The organism is Mucilaginibacter sp. UR6-11, from assembly GCF_020880695.1.
GTDB lineage: Bacteria > Bacteroidota > Bacteroidia > Sphingobacteriales > Sphingobacteriaceae > Mucilaginibacter.
Genome location: NZ_JAJIWO010000007.1, coordinates 222,873 through 242,588, shown reverse-complemented (window position 1 = coordinate 242,588; position 19,716 = coordinate 222,873). Strand labels below are relative to the sequence as shown.

The following is a 19,716-nucleotide window of genomic DNA, read 5'->3' as shown; positions in this document are numbered from 1 at the left end:
GTTATTTTTGGGGTGTAATATGACTGGTTCTTATCATACATGCCTCCTCATTGACGATAATTATATCGACAACTTTGTTACGCGCAGACTTTTGGAAAGCAGCCACTTTGCCGAAAAAATCATAGTTACTGAATCACCGACAGAAGCCATTAAAATGCTGGACAATGGTACGGTAAAACCTGATGTTATTTTTCTGGATATCAGGATGCCCTTAATGAGTGGTTTTGAGTTTCTGGATGCCTACGATAAATTAGCTATTGCTAAAACCGGTATAAAGATATTTTTACTGTCATCGTCTTTTGATCCTACGGATATAAAAAGATCCACAGACAATAAATATATCACACACTTTATACACAAGCCCCTTACTTATAAAATACTCGAGGAACTACCATGATCTTAGTTGCCGATAGCGGATCGACAAAAACAGATTGGTTGCTTAAACAACCCGGGCACGATGCCAAAGCTTTTAGAACGCCGGGACTAAATCCCTACTTTTTAACAGAAAAAGAGATTGTTAAAATACTGCAGGACCAGGCACCTGAGCTGGTTACTGTTGGCACGGAGATTAAAGAAATATACTTTTTTGGTGCAGGCTGTTCAAGCCCCGACAGGCATGAGATCGTATCAAACGCCTTGAGCCAGCTATTTTCGAAAGCTTATATTAGTGTTGACAGCGATCTGCTAGCATCGGCCTATGCTACCTGCGGGCATGAAAAAGGCCTGTGCTGTATATTGGGAACAGGTTCAAATATTTCTTTTTTTGATGGTGAAGAAATCCACTCAGGCAAGCATGGACTTGGTTTTATTTTGGGCGATGAGGGTGCAGGCACCTGGTTTGGCAAAGCCTTAATTACCGATTTTTTATATGATTTGATGCCTGAGGAGATCCATACACTATTTAACAATACCTACCAGCTTACTAAAGAAGAGGTAATAGTAAATGTTTACCAAAAACCTGCGCCAAACTCCTATCTGGCGTCGTTTGCGCGGTTCTTTAATGTTATCCGTAAAACGGAGTACGGTAAAAATCTGATAAATAAGGGGCTGCAGGAATTTATAGATACCAATATCAAATCATACCCGGAATATCATACCTATAAAAGCCACTTTGTAGGCTCAATAGCTTTTGTATTTGCTGATGAGCTAAAGGCGCTTGCCGAAACACAGGACATTCATATCGGCAAGATCATTAAACAACCCATTAACGATCTGTTGGCATTTATTTTAAGCAGGGAAGAGGGCCGGTAATCCCTTCGTTAGTTCTTACCCATATTTTGTTCCGAAGTAACTATATTTTTATTACCCTTAATCCTAACCTTCACCATAATAAACAATATCCCTAATATGGCTAATAAACTGCCAATCTTAGGCAGATAATCACCGTAATTAACGTAAAAGGTTAGATCAGAATTTAGGTTAATATTTTGTTTCATAGCCGTTTTAACCCACCATTTGGTTTGCTGTACAATATCACCACGCTGGTTGATGAAAGCTGAGATCCCGGTATTAGCCGAGCGACACACCCAACGGCGTGTTTCAATAGCGCGTAGCTTGGCATAATCCAAATGCTGGTCCTTGCCTGAAGTATTCTCCCACCAGCCATCATTGGTAATAATGGCTATAAACTGTGCGCCATTACGTACAGATTTTGCCACCCATTCACCCCAGATAGATTCAAAGCAAATAACCGGCGCGGCGCCGATGCCACTTGCCGAATATAGTTCGCTGGGCGCATCCTGCCCGGCGTAAGTGCCGGTTGCTCCGCCCAGATGCTCAAACACAGGTTTTAAAAATGATAAAGCATTGCCAAAAGGTAATGACTCGGCACCCGGAACCAGTTTTGATTTATGATAGAAATGCACCTCGGCCGAGTTCTCAATGTTAACTGCAGTATTATAATTATCTATAAACTGGCCGGTGCCAGGTATGGCGCTCGCTGTTTTAGTTTGCCGGTTGTTAGATACCTTATAGGTTTCGGCGCCGGTTATGATATTGCCATTTTTATACTTGCTTAAAAAATGCTGTGCCTGCGTGAAGTAGGTATTGGTGCGGATATGATCTTCATTGATCGGGTCAGGTATCGCTGTTTCGGGCCAGATAAAAAATTCAGTGTTAGCCTGGCCTAGTGAGTCTGATAGCCTGGTTAGCGTTTTTACTTGCTCATAAGTAGGTATCTCGCCCCCTTTGGCATAAGGATCGATATTGGGCTGCGTCACCACCACGTTTGACGGATTCGACTGCTCCTGATAAGAACTATAGCGATATAATGAAAACCCGAGGGGTAATACCAGCACAGTTATAAGTGCGATAACCAGTTTTTGCCTTATCACTCTGGTTTGTGCCTCGCTTAGGCCGGTGTAAATCAAAAAGATCAAAATATTAACTACCCAAATCCAGATAGTTCCGCCATATACGCCCGTATACTCGTACCACTGCACCCATTGGTGTGCTACGGCAAAACCATTACCCAGTGTCATCCAGGGGAAGTTGAGGTCCCAGCTTTGGTGCAGGTATTCATAAGCTATCCAGAAACATACCAGTCCGGCCAGGCTCCAGCCACGACTGGCGGCTAATCTTAATCGATAATAAAACCAGCAGGCGGTTGACATAAGCAGCGGCCCCAGGGTATAAGGGATCAGGGAAATAGGGATAGCGACTACTTCGCCTACAATTTTTAATGAATTATAGACCCAGTAAATACTAAGCGTATTCCAGATAAAAAAGCCCAGGAAAGTGGTATTGAATACCTGTTTTCCTTTTTTGGTTGAGGTGGATTTGATGATGTTCTCTATCACGATCAGCATGGGTACCAATCCGAAAAATAAAAATACGGTGGTATAATGCATAGGCGGCCATGCCAGCCAAAGTAACAGGCCTGAAAATAGGGATAGGATGATATTTTTTTTCATTAAATATAATTTTTCACCAACGCGCAATGATGCACGTTTTTATCTTTTGTTAAACTTTTCACTATTAAAAAGCCTGCGGATTTATAGCTTAATCCTCCTCTTCATCATCCCCGTATTTCTTTTTCTTTTTATCGGTTTCGGCTGGCAAGGCTCCTGCAATGCAAATCACAAACTCGCCTTTTGCGGGGTGAGTTTCATAATAGGCTTTAACGTCGGTTACCGTACCGCGTACAGTTTCCTCGAACATTTTGGTCAGCTCGCGCGATACGGATATTTGTCTGTCAGCTCCCCAAAACGCAGCCATCTCATCCAGCGTTTTTAACAAACGGTGCGGCGACTCATAAAGTATAATGGTGCGTTCCTCGTCCGCCAAAAATTTATAACGGGTTTGGCGGCCTTTTTTCAACGGTAAAAAACCCTCAAAACAAAACTTATCTGTAGGGAATCCTGAGTTAACCAGCGCAGGCACAAAAGCCGTGGCGCCGGGCAGGCACTCAACAGCGATATTGAATTTCAAAGCTTCGCGCACTAAAAAGAAACCCGGATCGGATATCGCAGGCGTACCCGCATCGGATATCAAGGCAATATTCTGCCCCTGCAGTAAAAACTTAATGATCTCATTAGAACTTTGATGCTCGTTATGCTGATGATGCGCAAAAACTTTTTTCTGTATATCAAAATGCTTCAACAGTGGCGCCGAGGTACGGGTATCTTCAGCCAAAATCAAATCTACCTCTTTTAAAACGCGGATGGCCCTAAAGGTCATATCTTCCAAATTGCCTATTGGGGTGGGTACAAGGTATAGTTTGCCGGGCATTGAGTTGTGAGTTATGTGTAGTGAGTTGTGAGTAGCTATTTCAGATTATTATGAATGATAAAAAACTCATAACTCACTACACATAACTCATAACTCATCATATCTTTGTCGAAAATTAAAAATATGCTGCAAGTTAGTTATATCCGCGATAACAGGGAACAGGTTTTAGAACGTTTGGCCGTAAAAAATTTTAAACAACCTGATTTGGTCGACGAAATTATCCGTTTGGATGATACCCGCCGTCAAACTCAGGTAAAATTGGATAATACTTCCGCAGAGGCTAACACGGCAGCCAAACAAATCGGCGAGTTAATGCGTAACGGCAAGAAAGATGAAGCCGAAGCCATTAAAAGCAAAACCGGCGTTTGGAAAGAGGACATTAAAAAGTACAACGAAGAACTGGCTATAATTGAAGATAGCCTTTATCAAAAACTGGTTTTGCTGCCTAACCTGCCACATTCATCGGTTCCAAAAGGAACAACACCCGAGGAAAATGAAATAGTGCTTCAAAACGGCGTCCTGCCAACATTGTCGGTCAACGCTTTGCCGCATTGGGAGCTTGCCGCTAAGTATAAGCTGATCGACTTTGAATTAGGCGTTAAAATTACGGGCGCGGGTTTCCCGGTTTATACTAACAAGGGCGCTAAACTGCAACGTGCGTTAATCAATTTTTTTATTGACGAAGCCGAAAAAGCAGGTTATAACGAGGTTAGCGTACCGCTGATGGTTAACGAAGCGTCAGGATTTGGTACTGGCCAGTTGCCTGATAAAGAAGGCCAGATGTATTTTGTCAACGAGGATAACTTATACCTGATACCTACCGCTGAAGTGCCGATTACCAACCTGTACCGCGATATGATTTTAAAAGCGGATGAGCTGCCGGTAAAAAACTGCGGGCACACACCCTGCTTTCGTCGTGAAGCGGGCTCATACGGCGCACATGTGCGTGGCTTGAACCGTTTGCACCAGTTTGATAAGGTTGAGATAGTACAGGTAGTTAACCCCGACACATCATACGGGGTGTTGGAGCAAATGAGCCTGCATGTACAAGGCCTGTTGCAAAAATTAGGTTTACCTTACCGGCTATTGCGCCTTTGCGGTGGCGATATGGGCTTTACGGCTGCGCTAACTTATGATATGGAAACCTGGAGCGCCGCGCAACAACGCTGGCTGGAGGTATCGTCGGTGTCAAACTTTGAAACTTATCAAAGCAACCGTTTAAAATTACGCTTCCGCAATGCCGAGGGTAAAACACAATTGGCTCATACATTAAATGGAAGCGCCCTGGCTTTACCGCGAATAGTGGCAACTTTGCTGGAGAACAACCAGACAGAAAGAGGAATTAAGGTACCCGAAGTATTGGTGCCTTATACAAAGTTTGAGTGGATAGACTAATTAACCCGCATCAGCCAGCGTGGTTGCCACCACGGTTTCCATAACGTAGTTAAGCAGTTTGCCGGTAATGGTGCCTTTGGGTTGTTGTATGGTTTCGGCATAAATAAATTGCTGAACACCAAGTGCGGCTAACAAACCATCAACTTTAGTATGGGGGCGTGATTTATAGCAATAAATTTTTATTTTGCTGTAAAACGGATTTGATGTGATGCGGCGCAATATCTTTTCGGCATCAGTACCCAGGTAATCATGATCCAATATTATACCGTCAGGTTGTAGTTCATGTATTGACGGGAAAATCCGGTTACGTTCGACTATACAGATCGCGTTTTTTTTTGCAGAAATGTTAATATTTGTAGCGTTTTGAGAGACTACAAGTAACGGCTTAGGGCTGATTCGCATATTTAAATTAATTATGACATTGCTTTATACGATAATGGATATCAAAAGGTTCCATCGTATTTTGTGCACGGTTTATGACAGTATTTTAAATAAATTATATTTGTGCAGTTAAACCCAAAAACGCTATGGAAACCATCTCTTGGAACGATTTTGAAAAAGTTGAATTGAGGGTGGGAACCGTATTAGAGGTAGCCGACTTTCCCGGGGCCCGTAAGCCGGCTTATAAACTTAAAGTTGATTTTGGCGATTTGGGTATCAAATGGTCGAGCGCGCAAATTACCAGGCATTATACTAAAGAGGAACTGCCGGGCAGCCAGATAGTGGGTGTGGTAAATTTTCCTAAAAAGCAAATCGCCAATTTTATGTCTGAGTTTTTGGTTACAGGTTTTGCTGATGAAAATGGCGATATAGTTTTAACCCGGGTTGATAAGCATGTGCCTAACGGCAGTAAACTGGTATAATGAGATATGTAAGTTTTGGGGATGAACCCTCACTGTCGCCTGATGATTTTTTTATGAACGAGGCACTTAAGGAAGCCAAACTGGCCCTGGCCGAAGATGAGATACCAATAGGTGCGATAGTTACCTGCCAGGGCAAGATCATTGGCCGCGGGCATAACTTAACCGAGCGGTTAAATGATGTATCCGCTCATGCCGAAATGCAGGCGCTTACAGCTGCCGCTAACTTCATGGGGGGTAAATATTTAAAAGACTGCACCTTATATGTTACTTTGGAGCCTTGCGTAATGTGTGCAGGAGCATCTTACTGGTTCCAGCTGGGGAAGATCGTTTTTGGGGCTTATGATACCAGACTTGGCTTTGGGCGATTGAATCAAAAAATCACTCATCCCAAGACAATTATAACCGGCGGGATAAATGAAAATGAGTGTGCCGAGCTGGTAAGGAGCTTTTTTAAAAAGAAGCGCTAAAGGGTTGATCCTTTTTTTGTCTGGCGCTTATTATGCGCAAGGGCGTAAATAAAGAATATATTTTGTGACATTAAATTAGAACAAAAATCACATTCACACCTTATATTTGCTACACAATCATTAAACTTTAAAATAAAAAATATGGCCTTTACACTACCGGCGTTACCTTATGCTACCGACGCATTAGAACCGCACATTGATAAACTTACCATGGAAATTCACCATGGCAAACACCACCAGGCTTATGTTACTAACCTTAATAAAGCGTTAGAAGGTAAGCCGGAGGCTGAAAGCAGCATTGATGAGATCATAAAAAATATTTCAAAATTTCCGCCTGCCGTGCGTAACAATGGCGGTGGTCATTATAACCATACGTTGTTCTGGACGTTGCTTTCTCCAAATGGGGGCGGTGAGCCAACCGGTGCTTTGGATGAAGCCATCAAAAGCACATTCGGATCATTTGCCGAGTTTAAAACAAAATTATCAGAAGCAGGTGCTACCCGTTTTGGTTCAGGCTGGGCATGGTTAATTGTTACTGCAGATAAGAAATTAGCAATAACTTCAACTCCAAATCAGGACAACCCTTTAATGGATATTGCCGAAGTAAAAGGCACGCCAATTTTGGGTGTTGATGTTTGGGAACATGCTTACTACTTAAAATATCAAAACCGTCGCCCGGATTATCTGACGGCTATCTGGAACGTGATCAACTGGGCGCATGTTTCTGAGTTATACGCTAAAGCAATAGCATAATAAAAAAATAAAACTAATTTAAAAAGGCAGCAATCATGTGCTGCCTTTTTTTGTTTAACCACATACGTGTTGTCATTGCAAGCTTGTATCCGGTTGCAATAACAGCTGCAATAAATCATGCCCATGAAAGCCAACGTACTTGAAGCCCCTGATAAGCCCATAATTTGGAAAGAGGTTGAAACCCCCACCCTTGCCGCGGGCGAAGTTTTAGTGAAAATAAAAGCAGCGGCCTTAAACCGCCGCGATTACTGGATAACCATTGGTAAATATGCCGGCTTGAAATATCCGGTTATATTAGGATCAGACGGTGCAGGCACTGTTGCCGAAACGGGCGAAGGTGTTGATGCTTCCTGGCTTGGTAAAGAAGTAATTATCCATCCGGCCGGTAACTGGGGCGAGAATGAAGACTATCAGGGAAAAGATTTTAAAATACTTGGCCTGCCGGACGATGGCACGTTTGCAGAATATGTTAAAACCCGCGCCGAATGCTTATATGATAAGCCGGCTTATTTAACCTGGGAGCAGGCAGCAGCCATCCCCCTGGCCGGGGTAACGGCTTACCGGGCGTTGTTTACCAAAGGCAAAGCAAAAAAAGGTGATACCGTACTAATCAGCGGTGTTGGCGGTGGTACCGGTGCTTTTGCCCTACAATGGGCTGTAGCTGCCGGTTGCAGGGTATTTGTAACGTCAGGCACAGGCGAAAAGATTGAGATGGCGCGTCGGCTGGGTGCGTTGGCTGGCGTAAACTATAAAGCGCAGGATTGGGCCGAAGAGCTAAAGCATATGGCAGGAGGCTTTGATGTGATAATTGACAGCGCCCTTGGCGAAGGGTTTGCTAAATTCCCGGATCTATGTAACCCCGGCGGACGAATAGTATTTTTTGGCGGCACAGCGGGCGATATACCCGCTATTAATGGCCGAAAAGTATTCTGGAAACAGTTACAGCTTTTAGGCACGACGATGGGCAACGCAACAGATTTTAAAAATATGATCGCTTTTATGACCGCGCATCAGATCATCCCGGTAATTGACGAAGTTTTCGCGCTGGAGGATGCAGCAAAGGCCATTGAAAAAATGGCTGCCGCGACCCAATTTGGCAAATTGGTTCTTAAAGCCTGATAGGTATGCTTCAGTTAAAAGTTGAGGCTATAAAGTGGGAAACCGCAGACACCGCCACATTTTATTTTACTGAGGTCACAGGCAGGAAGGTTAATTACCTGGCCGGGCAATTTATCACACTGGTTTTTACGCATCATAATGAGGAGATCAGGCGATCATACTCATTAAGTTCATCGCCTGATAAAGAAATGCTTGCCATAACTGTTAAGCGGATAACCAACGGCGAAATATCCCGCTTCCTGCTGTCCAAAGTAAGGCCGGGCGATCAAATCAATGCCATTGAGCCGGCCGGCAGATTTATTGTTACGGATTTTAACGCCCGGAAAGACATCGTTTTTTTTGCTGCCGGCAGCGGGATAGTCCCTGTATTTTCGCAGTTAAAATATATACTTAACCGCGAAGGGCATAGCTATTTAACGCTGATTTATAGTAACCAGGATAGCGGATCTGTTTTATTTGCTGCTGACCTGGTTTCGTTGCAGGCCAGGCATGGAGGGAGGCTAAATATCATTAACCTGTTAAGCAGCGAAGGTAACCGGTTAAACAATATTACTGTTGAGCAACTGGTAAAACAAAATATCCGTTTTAAGCTAAACAAGGCCAAATTTTATCTCTGCGGGCCATTTGCTTATATGCGCATGGTAAGGCTTACCCTATTGTACATGGGACTGGAAAGCAGCCGGATCCGCAAAGAAAATTTTGTGCTCGATACTGTTCCGGTAGCTGCGGGTTACATCAATTATCCGCCTCAAAAAATTCGCATCCATTTTAATAATGAACTATATGACCTGGTAGTTGGCGAAAACCAAACGATATTGCAGGCGGCTCTGCAAAACAAAATAGCCTTGCCTTATAGCTGCTGTGCAGGTATGTGTTCGGCATGCACAGCTAAATGTATTACCGGTAAAGTGGATATGGCGGTTAATGATGTGCTGACCGATCTGGACCTCGCGCATGGACTGATCCTGACCTGTACCGGGCACCCTGTTGGTGATGACGTGGTGATTGAGTTTTTGTAAACGTTCCCGGGCTATATTGTACATCAGGGCTTTAATATCAATTGTTTATGTGTCCGGCGATGAACCACAGCCTTTACTTTGGATTTTTTGCGTTTCCCCCACCATATCACAAAACCGGTTATAGGTAAACTGGCACAGATCAAACTGGTTAAAAAAGCGATAATCTTACCGGTCAGCCCTAATAACTGCCCTACATGGAGGTCATAGTTCATGCTATTCATCTTTAAACCAGGGCTTTTATTTTGATGCATTAATATTTTAAGAGGTTTGGCCGTAAACTGATCAAACTCATACGAATCGCTTTTGTAATAATGCATGGGCTGATAATAAGCGATCACCTCTACTGTACTTGCCTCTTTTTTACTATCGGTATAAATAAAAAACATATGCGCCTGCGGCGATTTGTTTTGCGCGTATAGAAAACTTTTATCCCATGTATTTATAGGTACAGCAGGCTTATTGATAGAATCAGATACTGGTATTTGTTCTTCGGCCGCATAGATTTTACCCAGGTTCGCTGTGTTTTTAATGCCTTTGCTTACCCATTCAAAAGCAATCGAAAGCCCGGTTATAGCTAAAATTACAGCGATACTACAGGCGTAAAACCCTAAAACATTATGCAGGTCATAATTTATCCGGCGCCAGCGGCCAGCCCATTTAATGGTAAAGCTGCGTTTACGGTCGCTTTTGCGTTTGGGCCACCATAGAATGATGCCGGTTATCATCAGCACCACAAAAATAATTACGCTCCAGCCTACTATCTGCCTGCCGATAGCAGGCGGTAACAGGAGATAAAGGTGTATATATTCCACAATAACAAAAAAGTCACGCCCCACATTTTGATCGTGCAAAAGCCTGCCGTTATAAGGGTCGATAAATATATATCGCGTGCCTAGTTTAGGTACGGTGACCATTACCATTGCAGGGCGGTCCGCGCCATAATAGGCAACAAAACCGGTTTCGGCAACTGGGTATTGTTTTAGGGCGATTTGTTTTAATTGCGACGGTAACAGATAGGGTGTATGCTGCACCTTAACCTTACGATAGCTGTACAAGGCGTCCTGTATCTCATCCTGAAAAACAAATAAACAACCGGTAATACTCACTATAACAACCACCAGCCCGGATATAAATCCGAGCCAGCGATGTATAAATAGAATGGTTTTTTTTAACCGGGCCACAATTAAAATCTATAGCCCAAACTTAAACGGAAGTTACGCGGCGCCTCTGCCTGCCAGTTGTAAACGGTGCCGCCGGCTGCGTTTAAATAGTCTTCATGTCCGCCCGAGATCAGGTAGGCATCTAACAGGTTGTTTACGTTAAGCGCCAGGCTGAATTTTTTTAGCTGGTAAGATGCGCCGCCGTCCAAACGGAAATAGTTTGGCATATCTGCCGGGCCGCTCAGGCTCCACGGACGACGGTCAACCTGTAACATATAACCGGCCGAAAGGCCCACGCCTTTTAAGGTGCCATGTTGTAACCGGTAAGTTAACCAGCCGTTTGATACATGTTTGGCAAAACCCGGTACCGGTGTACCTATGTTGGCAGGATCGGTGTCTTTTGAAATTTCAGAATTGGTATAGGCATAGTTAACCATTAAGCTAAGGCCGGTAATGATCTCGCCGCGGGCATCAAATTCAATGCCGCTGGTTTTTGTTTGGCCCAGTTGGATCATATAGCTGGCGGACGGGTCGCCGTGTTTATCAGGATCGGCTACCAGTTGATTGTTTTTTAGTATTTGGTAAACTGATAATGAGGTGCTCCATTTGCCGCCGAACCAATCGCGTTTGATGCCTAACTCAAGGTTATTGCCCGTGACGGGTTTAACTTTACCGCCGCCAAAAATATTGCCATTTTGCGGCAGAAAAGCCTGATCATAAACACCATAAAAAGAGGTAGCGTCATCTACCGAATAGCTTAAGCCAACCCTTGGTGTAACCTGCCGGTTATTGGTTGAACCCGAATAGGGATCGAGTGTAGTGGCATGGGTGAACCGACCGGCCAGCGTAAGGCGTAATTGCTGGTTAAAAAAGCCCAGCTCATCCTGTAAATAAACGGATTGATATTTTTCTGTTGATATGGTGTTCTTACCACGCTCACTAAGCGGGGTTGCCCTGTCAAATGTGGGCAAGGTTACCGCACCATTGTTCGGATGATAGATATTAAATGGTGTAACCGGATCTAAAGAGCCTGATTGATTATAATCAGCTATATAATATTTATCGCCGATATCAAGGCCGCCCAATATCCGGTGGATCACGGCTCCGGTGCGCAGCTCGCCATTAACAAAAGCCTGGCCAAATTTATTACGGTTAACGGCATCCCATAAGCCCAGGCTCCGATCAATATCCCCGTTATTTTTGATACTGCTTATCCAATAGCTGTAGCCAATTTGTTTATAGTTAAAGTAGGCGCCCTGCGCGGTAACTTTCCATTTATCATTAAACTTATGCTCAAAGGTTAAATAAGCGCTATGGTCATAAATGTTTGCTGCCGGGGTATTTGACGGTGCATTGGTAAAATCGCGCGGAAGATCCTTATAACCTTTAGTTGAAAAAAGGTAGGCTGTACCAAAAGCGTTCATGCGCTGAAATTGGTACGTGTATTCGGCCGTCAGTGTGTTTTTATCGTCAAACTTGTAACGTAATACAGGTGCAACGTCAAAACGGTTGGTAAAATCACAAGGCCTGAACGATTCTGCCATCTGGCCCATCAAATTTAAACGATACTGTAGTTTGCCGTTGCTGGTAATATTGCCGTCCAGGTCGGCAGTGCCACGGTAAGTGTTAAAACTGCCGGTGGTAAAATCAAACGACTGGCGGGTTAACCCGGTGGGCTTTTTAGTAACAACGTTGTAAAAGCCAGACGGATTACCATTTGCCAACATAAAACCAGCCGGGCCTTTTACAAATTCAATACGGTCAACAAATGACATATCTTCATTTAAAGGTCCCCAGGTGGCTTCGATGTTCATGCCGTTTCTAAAGGACGCTATCCGGTCGCCACGGCCATAAATGAGCGCATAGTTTCCCCAATGATCCTGCAAAACCAGGCCACTAACGTTACGTGATGCACCTTCAAGCATATTAAACACCTGCTGGTCTTTTAATTGATCGCTGGTTACTACCTGGATATTTTGCGGTACCTGTAACAACGGTTCGCCCAGGCGCAGCCCCGGCGATGGGTTATCAACCTTATATCGTTTCCTGGTGTCTGATATAGCCACTTCATTTAATTGATTGGCGTTTTCTTTCAGCGTAAAATTAAGCACGGCTATGGTGCCTGCGGTTACTGTAACCAGTTTTTCTTCAGGCATTAAACCAATGGCAGTGACTTTAACAGTGTAAGTGCCTGACTTAATTTTGTTAAATTGAAAATGTCCGTCAGCATCGGTTGTAGTACCCAGGCTGGTATTGGTAATGCCAATGGTTACAGATTCAACTGGCTTACCGTCTGCACTGCAGACCCTACCCTTAATGGCGGTGTAGCGTTGCGCAAACGCATTGGTAATGCTTAAAAACAAAATTGATAGATAGAGTAGGGTTGTATTCTTCATATATTATTTAGACTAATTATAAATAAAGTGCAAAAATATAGTCTGAATAAAGCCCTGCCAATACCGCCACGGGGGTATTACCTATAAATTGGTTCAAAATACCGCTAAGGGGGTATGGTTGAAAAGCAAAAAGGGGAGATACCCGGCGGTCCCCTTTAAGAATGTATCAGTTGAGGTTAAAAACCGGCTACGGTATTGGTAACATGTGCCAAATGGTGCCTGCTATGCCATGAATATAACGCCAGATTTCTTTTTAGCGGCACATTCGCACCCGTTTCAGGATGTATAAAATAACGGTCCCATTGCGCTTCGTTAAAACTCTCAAATAAAACAACCAGGTGCTGGTGTATGCCTTCCAGCATTTTTAAAGATGGTTCAACAGGTAATTTATAGTCGGCTTGCATAGCCCACGCTGCCTGGTCATAAGCTTTAATAACCGGGCTGTCTTCGGTTAGCGCCCATTTAAATCTTATCAGCGAATTCATGTGGCTATCAGCTAAATGATGTACAACCTGCCTGAGCGTCCAACCGCCGGGGCGGTAAGGCGTATCGAGCTGTGTTTCATTTAAGCTGATGATTGCCTGACGTAGCTTGCCCGGCAATTCATTAATGTCGTTTATCCAGATTTGTATCTCTTCTTTAGTGTAGGATACCGGGGGCGTAAATTTACCGATAGGGTATTGTAACGGATCAATTGCTGTATTGGTGCTCATGCTAATATGGTATAATTTAAAAGTTTAAGGTAGGATGTTTTTTATTAAAATCAGTAGCTTCCTGGTATATCCTGGCAGCCTCTAATGTTTTACCCTCGCCAAAAAGCTGACCCATAAAGGTGATGCTTGATGGCAGCCCGGCTTTATTAAAGCCATTTGGCAGTACAACACAAGGGTTACCTGTTAAGTTGGTTAGCCTTAAGTTAGCGCTAAATGACGGTGCAATATAAATATCCAGTCCTTTTAATTTGTCATACCATTGCTGTATAAGCAGCGTACGGGCGCGGTTGGCTTGTATGTATTCAACTGCCGGGATAAACTGTGCGGCACGGAATATGTTTGGCCACGCATTTTTACCCTGTCGTGCCAACATATCGTCTTTATGGTTCAAAATCAACTCCTGAAAAGCTGCGCCGGCCTCGGCGTCTAAAACCATTGCTATTGCGCCCGAAGGCAGGTCGGGCACCTCAACAGGAATCAGCTCAGCGCCCAATTCCTTCAATTTTACCAGTGTAAGTGAATCATTTGCTTTGTTAGCATACCGGTTGCCGAAAGCGGATTTTATGTAACCAATTTTCCATCCTTTTAAATCATGCACTGTACCGTCATAATTAAATGGGGCGCCAATGGTACTCAAATCGTTGGGGTCCGTACCTTGTATCGCATTAAAAACAATAGCCGCGTCTTCAACGCTGCGGGTTATCGGGCCCAATTTATCCATGCTCCAGCTTAGCGCCATTGCTCCATATTTGCTTACTCTGCCGAATGAGGGACGTAAACCCGTATCGCCACACTCGGTTGACGGAGATACGATGGAGCCCAAAGTTTCTGATCCGATTGCAAAAGGTAAACATCCGGCGCTAACGGTTGATGCGGGCCCGGCCGATGATCCGCTTGAGCCCCTGGTGATATCCCACGGGTTACGGGTCATGCCACCAAACCAGGTATCGCCCATGGCCAGCTCGCCTAAAGTTAGTTTGGCAACTAATACCGCACCAGCGTCTTCTAATCTTTTAACTATAGTGGCGTCGATATTTAGCTGCTGGTCTTTATAAGGCGCAGCGCCAAAAGTTGTTTTTGAATCGGCCGATGACAAGAGATCTTTTACCCCAAACGGGATACCGTGCAAAACGCCACGATATTTACCTGCTTTTATTTCAGCGTCGGCAATAGCGGCATGTTTAAGTGCATGTTCTTCGGTAAAGTTTACCACATAAAGCAGCTGACCGTTATATTTTTTCAGGCGATCAATAAAAAAATGCGTTAGCTCGACAGAAGATATCTGTTTGGTGCGGATCAACTCGCTTAACTGCCTAATCGTATAAAAGGCCAACTCATTTCTATTGGCCGGCATTTTTACGGAGGGGATTTTTGACAGTTTAAAGGCATTAGTTTTATCCTGCGCGATAAATCCAATGGGAATCGGGTTAAAGTTTAAAGCCGGGACAACACTGTTTGGCATTTTTAGTTTGCGCAGGTCCTGGTACATTCTGGCCTGATTATCAAGCATACCCAGCATGGAGTCGCGTTGAGATGTGGTAAATTCTATACCAATGATTTTCTGAGCTTCGCCGACCACGCCTAGGGTAATCTGGCCGGCTTCTATTTTATGCCAGACAAAAGCACCTAAAACAAAACTCAATAAAAAGCTTATTGGTAAAATAACGTACTTCGAACTGTGATTTTTTGCCATAAGTAAAAGGTTTGATCTAAATTAGCGTTTTATATATGTTTATTTAGCAGATGGTTAAAAAGTTATTTGTTCTCATCTTTGTTTTTTTTTCTTCTTTCAGTTCTGCTGAAACCATAAAAACCGACGTGCTGGTTATTGGCGGCGGGCCAGGCGCGGTTACTGCCGCAATACAAAGCTCACGCAGTAAATTAAAAACAATTTTACTGGTTAAAGGGGAATGGCTGGCTAGCATGCAGGGTAAAAGCCTTGTCACTGTTGATGCGGGTCGCAGTGTGCCTTCAGGTATATGGGGTGAGTTTCGGAGTCATGTCCTCCAGTTGTACAAAAACACACCGGGTTATGATACCACTTACAATTCGTCTTTGAAATTTGAGCCCTTTGCAGCCGCTGGTATCCTTAAAAAAATAGCCGATACTACTAAAAGACTGACTATAAAATTAAACGCCCCATACACAGTTATTAAAAAAGACGGAACCGGGTGGGAGGTGACTATTACCTCAAACGGCAGTACCGATTACATAAAAACAAAAACATTGATTGATGCCACAGAGGCAAGCGAAGTAGTGAAGCTTGCCGGCGCATCGTTTCCGCCAGCGGTGGCCCGTACTACCACTTTATACCGTACTGCTATTGCGGCCGGAGATAATTTGACAGTCCAGACCACCAACAAAGATAAAAATGTTTACCCCGAGCCCGCTTATTATGTACCTATGAGTGCGTTGGTGGTAAAAGACGCCGACAACTTATTTGTTACCGAAAAAGCGTTATCAGACAAAGCAAATTTACCTATGCAAATGGCAATAGGACAAGGCGCAGGTACCATGGCTGCTTTTTGTGCGTTTTTTAAAACAACCAATAAAAACCTAAAGGTAAGGGTAATACAAGGTGAGTTGCTGGATTTTAATGGCTATCTGTTACCTTTTGACGATGTTAAACCAACCGACCGCTATTTCAAGGCCATACAACAAATAGCCGCTACCGGTTTGTTAAAGGGAGTATCAAATAATGCCGGGCAATTTGTTTTTATGCCCGACGCGCCGGTTAATACAGCCGAAATAGAGCCGGTGCTGACGGAGATTTACAGCCGGGCATTTATATGGTTTAATAATACCAAGCCCGATAAGGGCTTCAGCGTGGGCAACCTTCTTTCCTTTATCAGCGAGATCACGCTGGCCGACCCCGAATCTTTCCGGATAACGATTCAAAAAGAATGGAAAGCCAAATATAAATTCACTTCAGATTTTGACCTGAACAGACCGGTGACCCGCCGCGAATTTGCCATATTGGCCAACCAGTTTCTTAACCCCTTTGCAAGGACTGTTGATTTAGATGGAAAGATGGTTAATTAAATACCTATACTATCCAGCACCATTATTTTTTTACAAAGCGGCCCGGCATATTCATCTCTGAAAATATCATGCAGGTGTGCGGCCTGGTAATGGTCATGATCTGCAATGCTATTAAAGGTGACCAGCAATGAGGCATCATAGCTGCTTTCAATTACATCGCGTTTCTCTGTATTTGCAGCTACACCGATATGTATATCGCGGATAGATGTTATCGGTACCAGCACGTTTAAGCCTTCAATCAGTTTAGGCAAATCTGCCTTGTTATTCAGCCAGAAATATACCTGGTGCACAACGATATCTTTTAACAACATAGGTTTAAATTTTTGTAAATATAATTAATTAGCATCTACCTCAAACCGCTCAACAACATGTGGTTTGTAGGTATCGGTTTTAACTTGTGCCTTAAGTTCATGCAAAATATTGTACAACCCAAAATTGGTGCGGTTAACATAAATAAAATGCTTCACGCCACGGGCCTGTTTAAACTCGGGCATTTTTGATATTTTTTCGCCGAAGCCGAAAAGCTCATCAAAGAATCCGGTTTTGCTGAAATCAAATGTATCGGCTATATAAGGTTTGGCAAACAGGCTTATCATTTGCTTGTAAATAGTATAGTAAAACTCAACCTGCGCCGGGGTATCATTAGGTAATATCATTTCCAGCTTGCGGAAAGCTTTAATCGTTTCCTCTTTATTGTCAAACAAATTAGTTGATGTCAGCGAGAAAAACGGATAGTAAAAATCATTAGGCATTTCTTTGATACAGCCAAAATCAATAACCCCCAGTTTCTCATCAGCAGTGATCATAAAGTTGCCGGGGTGCGGATCTGCATGCACGGCTCGTAGCTCATGTTGTTGAAAGTTGTAGAAATCCCATAAAGCCTGGCCTATTTTGTTTCTTAATTCCTGCGATGGATTGGTGGCCAAAAACTCGCGCAGGTGCTTGCCTTCCAGCCAGTCCATAGTGATAATACGGCGGCCGGACAGTTCAGGGTAATATTTCGGAAATACAATGTTATTTAAGTTAGCACAAGCATTGCTAAATTCAATAGAACGGCGTACTTCCAGTTCATAATCTGTCTCCTCAAGCAGCCGCTCTTCAACTTCGCGCATATAAACATCCAGTTCTTTCTCGCTCATGCCCAGCAGGCGAAACGCAAAAGGTTTAACCAGTTTAAGATCCGATGATATAGAATCGCCAACCCCGGGATACTGAATTTTAACGGCTAATTTTTTACCATTCAGCTCAGCCTGGTGCACCTGGCCTATTGATGCCGCGTTACTTGATTTGATATTAAACTGATCGTAAATCTGGGCAGGCGATTTGCCAAAATATTTTTTGAAGGTTTGAATGATCAACGGACCCGAAAGGGGCGGAGCATTATATTGCGACTGTGTAAATTTATCAACATATGCCTGCGGCAACAGGTTTTTATCCATACTTAGCATCTGGGCAACTTTAAGGGCGCTGCCTTTTAATTCGCTTAATGATTGGTAGATGTCTGCCGCGTTATCCTCATTCAATTCAGACCGGTCCATGTCCGGATTAAACAGCTTTTTTGAATAATGTTTAATATAATTGCCGCCAACTTTAAAGCCGGTGGTGACAAATTTCGCCGACCGTTCAACTTTTGAGGTGGGTATGCTGCTTTGTTCTTTGGTATCACTCATCACCGATCTTGTTCAAATAATGTGGTTATCTTATGCGGATTTAGTTCCGTAAAATCTGTTATAATAAGGTTTGCCGGTTGCAGCTGACCTGCCCCGTGGCTGGTAGTTATGCCAATGACTTTCATTTTAGCGGCGTTGGCGGCTTTAATGCCGGCTATAGAGTCTTCAAAGACGATGCAGTCCTGCGGCTGGATTTCTAAATCGGCGGCAGCTTTTAAAAATATTTGGGGGTTGGGTTTACCCTTGCTAACGCGATTGCCGTCAATGATCACGTCAAAATATTGCCTTACCGGCAGATGACCCAGGATAAAGTTTATATCATCAACCGTTGCCGAGGATGCCATCGCCAGTTTAAAGCCGGCATCTTTTAATTCGATTAAAAAATTCTCGAGGCCATTTACCGGCGCTACGTACGGGCCGTAAAATTCTTTGTATAATCCTTCTTTCTCCTTTAATAATGATTTTAATTGAATCTCATCAGCATCCATAAACAGGCCTTTTAACGTATCCATTATTGGTACCCCGCTTATTTGCGTGTAATAAGTTTGGGCACTTATGGTACCCTTATTATATTTTTTAAAAATGGCCTGCCATGACTTGAAATGGTAGGGAGTATTGTCCACCATGGTACCATCCATATCAAAAATTGCAGCGTATGTTTTAGTTGCCAAAGCCCATTGTTTCTTTTAGTCCGCTGTTTTGGGCCAAAAATTTGCCGTACTCAAACAGGTTATCAATAGGTGAGCGCTGGAACAGATCAAAAGTTACATTAACTCCTTTTTCAATGGCTTCGTCGGTTTTTTCAAATCCGGCCGAGTTATCATTGATCCAAAAATGCAACACAAAACCAAACTGCACCCATAGTGCATCTTTATAGCGTTTTGATAAGAATTTACGATCCGACAGCTCCGTAGATTCAATGCCTTCTTTTAGTATTTCATCGGCAAAATTCTCAAAAGCAGTTTTCAGGCCGGTAAATATTGCCGGGGTGGTAAAGCCTTTGGGCTGCTTTTTAACACTGTAAACAGCAAAACTGCGGCTGCTTTTTAACAACTCAAAAAAGCTGTAGAAGAAAGATAAAGCCTTTTCGCGTGCCGAGTACTGTCCCCAAACTTCCTGGGTTTTTATTTCGGTCAGCGTCCGGTTAGCCAGATCAGCCCATATAAATTGCTCAATAGCGTCAAATGATCCAAAGTAGCGGTAAAATTCATCTTCGGGCATTTTGTTCTTTTTAGCAAAAACATATACTGATTTGGGCTGCTGCCCTTCTGTAAGCACATAATTGATATATGCTTTTTGTATGCTTTCTGTAGTAGCCATAACAAATAATTTGTAAAATAAAGTTAGCGGTAATGCGCCTGATAAGTGTCATACTTATCTATAATTAAAC

Annotated in this window: 20 protein-coding genes; 9 read left to right on the top strand and 11 right to left on the bottom strand. The window is 43.4% G+C overall.

Annotated elements, in window-relative coordinates; genetic code table 11:
* Positions 1 to 19 precede the first annotated feature (19 nt).
* Together LJ658_RS16535 and LJ658_RS16530 are read left to right on the top strand one after the other, a co-directional pair.
* Positions 20 to 397, top strand: coding sequence for a response regulator (locus tag LJ658_RS16535; RefSeq protein WP_230547645.1), 378 nt, complete (start codon positions 20 to 22; stop codon positions 395 to 397).
* Positions 394 to 1,251, top strand: a complete 858-nt coding sequence (locus LJ658_RS16530) for an N-acetylglucosamine kinase (RefSeq protein ID WP_230547644.1) — start codon at positions 394 to 396, stop codon at positions 1,249 to 1,251. Before LJ658_RS16535 ends, LJ658_RS16530 begins: the two co-directional genes overlap by 4 nt.
* A gap of 8 nt (positions 1,252 to 1,259) precedes the next feature.
* Here the strand turns inward: LJ658_RS16530 and lnt are convergent, their stop codons facing one another.
* Positions 1,260 to 2,912 carry an apolipoprotein N-acyltransferase gene (gene lnt / locus LJ658_RS16525; protein WP_230547643.1) on the bottom strand — a complete coding sequence of 551 codons (1,653 nt, stop codon included), beginning with the start codon at positions 2,910 to 2,912 and terminating at the stop codon, positions 1,260 to 1,262.
* Between the two features lie 88 nt (positions 2,913 to 3,000).
* Positions 3,001 to 3,729 (bottom strand): 16S rRNA (cytidine(1402)-2'-O)-methyltransferase, encoded by a 729-nt coding sequence (rsmI, locus tag LJ658_RS16520; RefSeq protein ID WP_230547642.1) that lies wholly within the window; start codon positions 3,727 to 3,729, stop codon positions 3,001 to 3,003.
* Between the two features lie 123 nt (positions 3,730 to 3,852).
* Between rsmI and serS the strand changes: the two genes are divergently transcribed.
* Entirely contained in the window at positions 3,853 to 5,124 is a 1,272-nt protein-coding gene (gene serS, locus LJ658_RS16515) for a serine--tRNA ligase (protein WP_230547641.1), read from the top strand.
* Here the strand turns inward: serS and LJ658_RS16510 are convergent, their stop codons facing one another.
* Entirely contained in the window at positions 5,125 to 5,526 is a 402-nt protein-coding gene (locus LJ658_RS16510) for a hypothetical protein (RefSeq protein ID WP_230547640.1), read from the bottom strand. It abuts the gene before it with no gap.
* A gap of 125 nt (positions 5,527 to 5,651) precedes the next feature.
* On the opposite strand from LJ658_RS16510, the gene LJ658_RS16505 reads away from it, so the two are divergent.
* From LJ658_RS16505 to LJ658_RS16485, 5 genes are all read left to right on the top strand, one after another.
* Positions 5,652 to 5,987: a tRNA-binding protein gene (locus LJ658_RS16505; RefSeq protein ID WP_230547639.1), complete on the top strand. Its 336-nt coding sequence runs from the start codon at positions 5,652 to 5,654 to the stop codon at positions 5,985 to 5,987.
* Entirely contained in the window at positions 5,987 to 6,454 is a 468-nt protein-coding gene (locus LJ658_RS16500; protein ID WP_230547638.1) for a nucleoside deaminase, read from the top strand. The genes LJ658_RS16505 and LJ658_RS16500 overlap by 1 nt, the downstream gene beginning before the upstream one ends.
* A 141-nt stretch (positions 6,455 to 6,595) precedes the next feature.
* On the top strand, positions 6,596 to 7,207 hold the full coding sequence (locus tag LJ658_RS16495; RefSeq protein ID WP_230547637.1) for a superoxide dismutase: 612 nt from the start codon (positions 6,596 to 6,598) through the stop codon (positions 7,205 to 7,207).
* Between the two features lie 123 nt (positions 7,208 to 7,330).
* Positions 7,331 to 8,326: a zinc-binding dehydrogenase gene (locus LJ658_RS16490; protein WP_230547636.1), complete on the top strand. Its 996-nt coding sequence runs from the start codon at positions 7,331 to 7,333 to the stop codon at positions 8,324 to 8,326.
* 5 nt (positions 8,327 to 8,331) lie between these two features.
* Entirely contained in the window at positions 8,332 to 9,345 is a 1,014-nt protein-coding gene (locus tag LJ658_RS16485) for a ferredoxin--NADP reductase (RefSeq protein WP_230547635.1), read from the top strand.
* A 23-nt stretch (positions 9,346 to 9,368) separates the two neighbouring features.
* On the opposite strand, the gene LJ658_RS16480 is transcribed toward LJ658_RS16485, so the two are convergent.
* The 4 genes from LJ658_RS16480 to LJ658_RS16465 form a co-directional block, all read right to left on the bottom strand.
* On the bottom strand, positions 9,369 to 10,526 hold the full coding sequence (locus LJ658_RS16480) for a PepSY-associated TM helix domain-containing protein (protein ID WP_230547634.1): 1,158 nt from the start codon (positions 10,524 to 10,526) through the stop codon (positions 9,369 to 9,371).
* 2 nt (positions 10,527 to 10,528) lie between these two features.
* Positions 10,529 to 12,901, bottom strand: a complete 2,373-nt coding sequence (locus LJ658_RS16475) for a TonB-dependent receptor (protein WP_230547633.1) — start codon at positions 12,899 to 12,901, stop codon at positions 10,529 to 10,531.
* Positions 12,902 to 13,077: 176 nt separating this feature from the next.
* Complete coding sequence (locus LJ658_RS16470; protein ID WP_230547632.1) at positions 13,078 to 13,614, bottom strand: YfiT family bacillithiol transferase; 537 nt, start codon at positions 13,612 to 13,614, stop codon at positions 13,078 to 13,080.
* Between the two features lie 16 nt (positions 13,615 to 13,630).
* Positions 13,631 to 15,307 (bottom strand): amidase, encoded by a 1,677-nt coding sequence (locus tag LJ658_RS16465; protein WP_230547631.1) that lies wholly within the window; start codon positions 15,305 to 15,307, stop codon positions 13,631 to 13,633.
* A gap of 50 nt (positions 15,308 to 15,357) precedes the next feature.
* On the opposite strand from LJ658_RS16465, the gene LJ658_RS16460 reads away from it, so the two are divergent.
* The gene (locus LJ658_RS16460) at positions 15,358 to 16,656 is read left to right on the top strand and encodes an FAD-dependent oxidoreductase (RefSeq protein WP_230547630.1); all 1,299 of its coding nucleotides are present in this window, start codon (positions 15,358 to 15,360) and stop codon (positions 16,654 to 16,656) included.
* On the opposite strand, the gene LJ658_RS16455 is transcribed toward LJ658_RS16460, so the two are convergent.
* Genes LJ658_RS16455 through LJ658_RS16440 form a run of 4 tightly spaced genes read right to left on the bottom strand, consistent with a single transcriptional unit; the run spans position 16,653 to position 19,646 of the window.
* Positions 16,653 to 16,967, bottom strand: a complete 315-nt coding sequence (locus LJ658_RS16455) for a Dabb family protein (protein ID WP_230547629.1) — start codon at positions 16,965 to 16,967, stop codon at positions 16,653 to 16,655. The genes LJ658_RS16460 and LJ658_RS16455 overlap by 4 nt on opposite strands.
* Positions 16,968 to 16,991: 24 nt before the next feature.
* Positions 16,992 to 18,326 (bottom strand): AarF/ABC1/UbiB kinase family protein, encoded by a 1,335-nt coding sequence (locus LJ658_RS16450; protein ID WP_230547628.1) that lies wholly within the window; start codon positions 18,324 to 18,326, stop codon positions 16,992 to 16,994.
* Entirely contained in the window at positions 18,326 to 18,997 is a 672-nt protein-coding gene (locus LJ658_RS16445) for an HAD family phosphatase (protein WP_230547627.1), read from the bottom strand. Before LJ658_RS16445 ends, LJ658_RS16450 begins: the two co-directional genes overlap by 1 nt.
* Positions 18,987 to 19,646 (bottom strand): TetR family transcriptional regulator C-terminal domain-containing protein, encoded by a 660-nt coding sequence (locus LJ658_RS16440; RefSeq protein ID WP_230547626.1) that lies wholly within the window; start codon positions 19,644 to 19,646, stop codon positions 18,987 to 18,989. The genes LJ658_RS16445 and LJ658_RS16440 overlap by 11 nt, the downstream gene beginning before the upstream one ends.
* Between the last annotated feature and the right edge of the window lie 70 nt (positions 19,647 to 19,716).

Excerpts from the sequence above, each read along its gene's own strand:
- serS (WP_230547641.1), top strand. The coding sequence starts at position 3,853 with ATGCTGCAAGTTAGTTATATCCGCGATAACAGGGAACAGGTTTTAGAA.
- LJ658_RS16490 (WP_230547636.1), top strand. The coding sequence starts at position 7,331 with ATGAAAGCCAACGTACTTGAAGCCCCTGATAAGCCCATAATTTGGAAA.
- LJ658_RS16535 (WP_230547645.1), top strand. The coding sequence starts at position 20 with ATGACTGGTTCTTATCATACATGCCTCCTCATTGACGATAATTATATC.
- LJ658_RS16465 (WP_230547631.1), bottom strand. The coding sequence starts at position 15,307 with ATGGCAAAAAATCACAGTTCGAAGTACGTTATTTTACCAATAAGCTTT.
- LJ658_RS16455 (WP_230547629.1), bottom strand. The coding sequence starts at position 16,967 with ATGTTGTTAAAAGATATCGTTGTGCACCAGGTATATTTCTGGCTGAAT.
- rsmI (WP_230547642.1), bottom strand. The coding sequence starts at position 3,729 with ATGCCCGGCAAACTATACCTTGTACCCACCCCAATAGGCAATTTGGAA.
- LJ658_RS16450 (WP_230547628.1), bottom strand. The coding sequence starts at position 18,326 with ATGAGTGATACCAAAGAACAAAGCAGCATACCCACCTCAAAAGTTGAA.
- LJ658_RS16510 (WP_230547640.1), bottom strand. The coding sequence starts at position 5,526 with ATGCGAATCAGCCCTAAGCCGTTACTTGTAGTCTCTCAAAACGCTACA.
- LJ658_RS16505 (WP_230547639.1), top strand. The coding sequence starts at position 5,652 with ATGGAAACCATCTCTTGGAACGATTTTGAAAAAGTTGAATTGAGGGTG.
- LJ658_RS16500 (WP_230547638.1), top strand. The coding sequence starts at position 5,987 with ATGAGATATGTAAGTTTTGGGGATGAACCCTCACTGTCGCCTGATGAT.
- LJ658_RS16475 (WP_230547633.1), bottom strand. The coding sequence starts at position 12,901 with ATGAAGAATACAACCCTACTCTATCTATCAATTTTGTTTTTAAGCATT.
- lnt (WP_230547643.1), bottom strand. The coding sequence starts at position 2,912 with ATGAAAAAAAATATCATCCTATCCCTATTTTCAGGCCTGTTACTTTGG.
- LJ658_RS16470 (WP_230547632.1), bottom strand. The coding sequence starts at position 13,614 with ATGAGCACCAATACAGCAATTGATCCGTTACAATACCCTATCGGTAAA.
- LJ658_RS16495 (WP_230547637.1), top strand. The coding sequence starts at position 6,596 with ATGGCCTTTACACTACCGGCGTTACCTTATGCTACCGACGCATTAGAA.
- LJ658_RS16485 (WP_230547635.1), top strand. The coding sequence starts at position 8,332 with ATGCTTCAGTTAAAAGTTGAGGCTATAAAGTGGGAAACCGCAGACACC.
- LJ658_RS16460 (WP_230547630.1), top strand. The coding sequence starts at position 15,358 with ATGGTTAAAAAGTTATTTGTTCTCATCTTTGTTTTTTTTTCTTCTTTC.
- LJ658_RS16440 (WP_230547626.1), bottom strand. The coding sequence starts at position 19,646 with ATGGCTACTACAGAAAGCATACAAAAAGCATATATCAATTATGTGCTT.
- LJ658_RS16530 (WP_230547644.1), top strand. The coding sequence starts at position 394 with ATGATCTTAGTTGCCGATAGCGGATCGACAAAAACAGATTGGTTGCTT.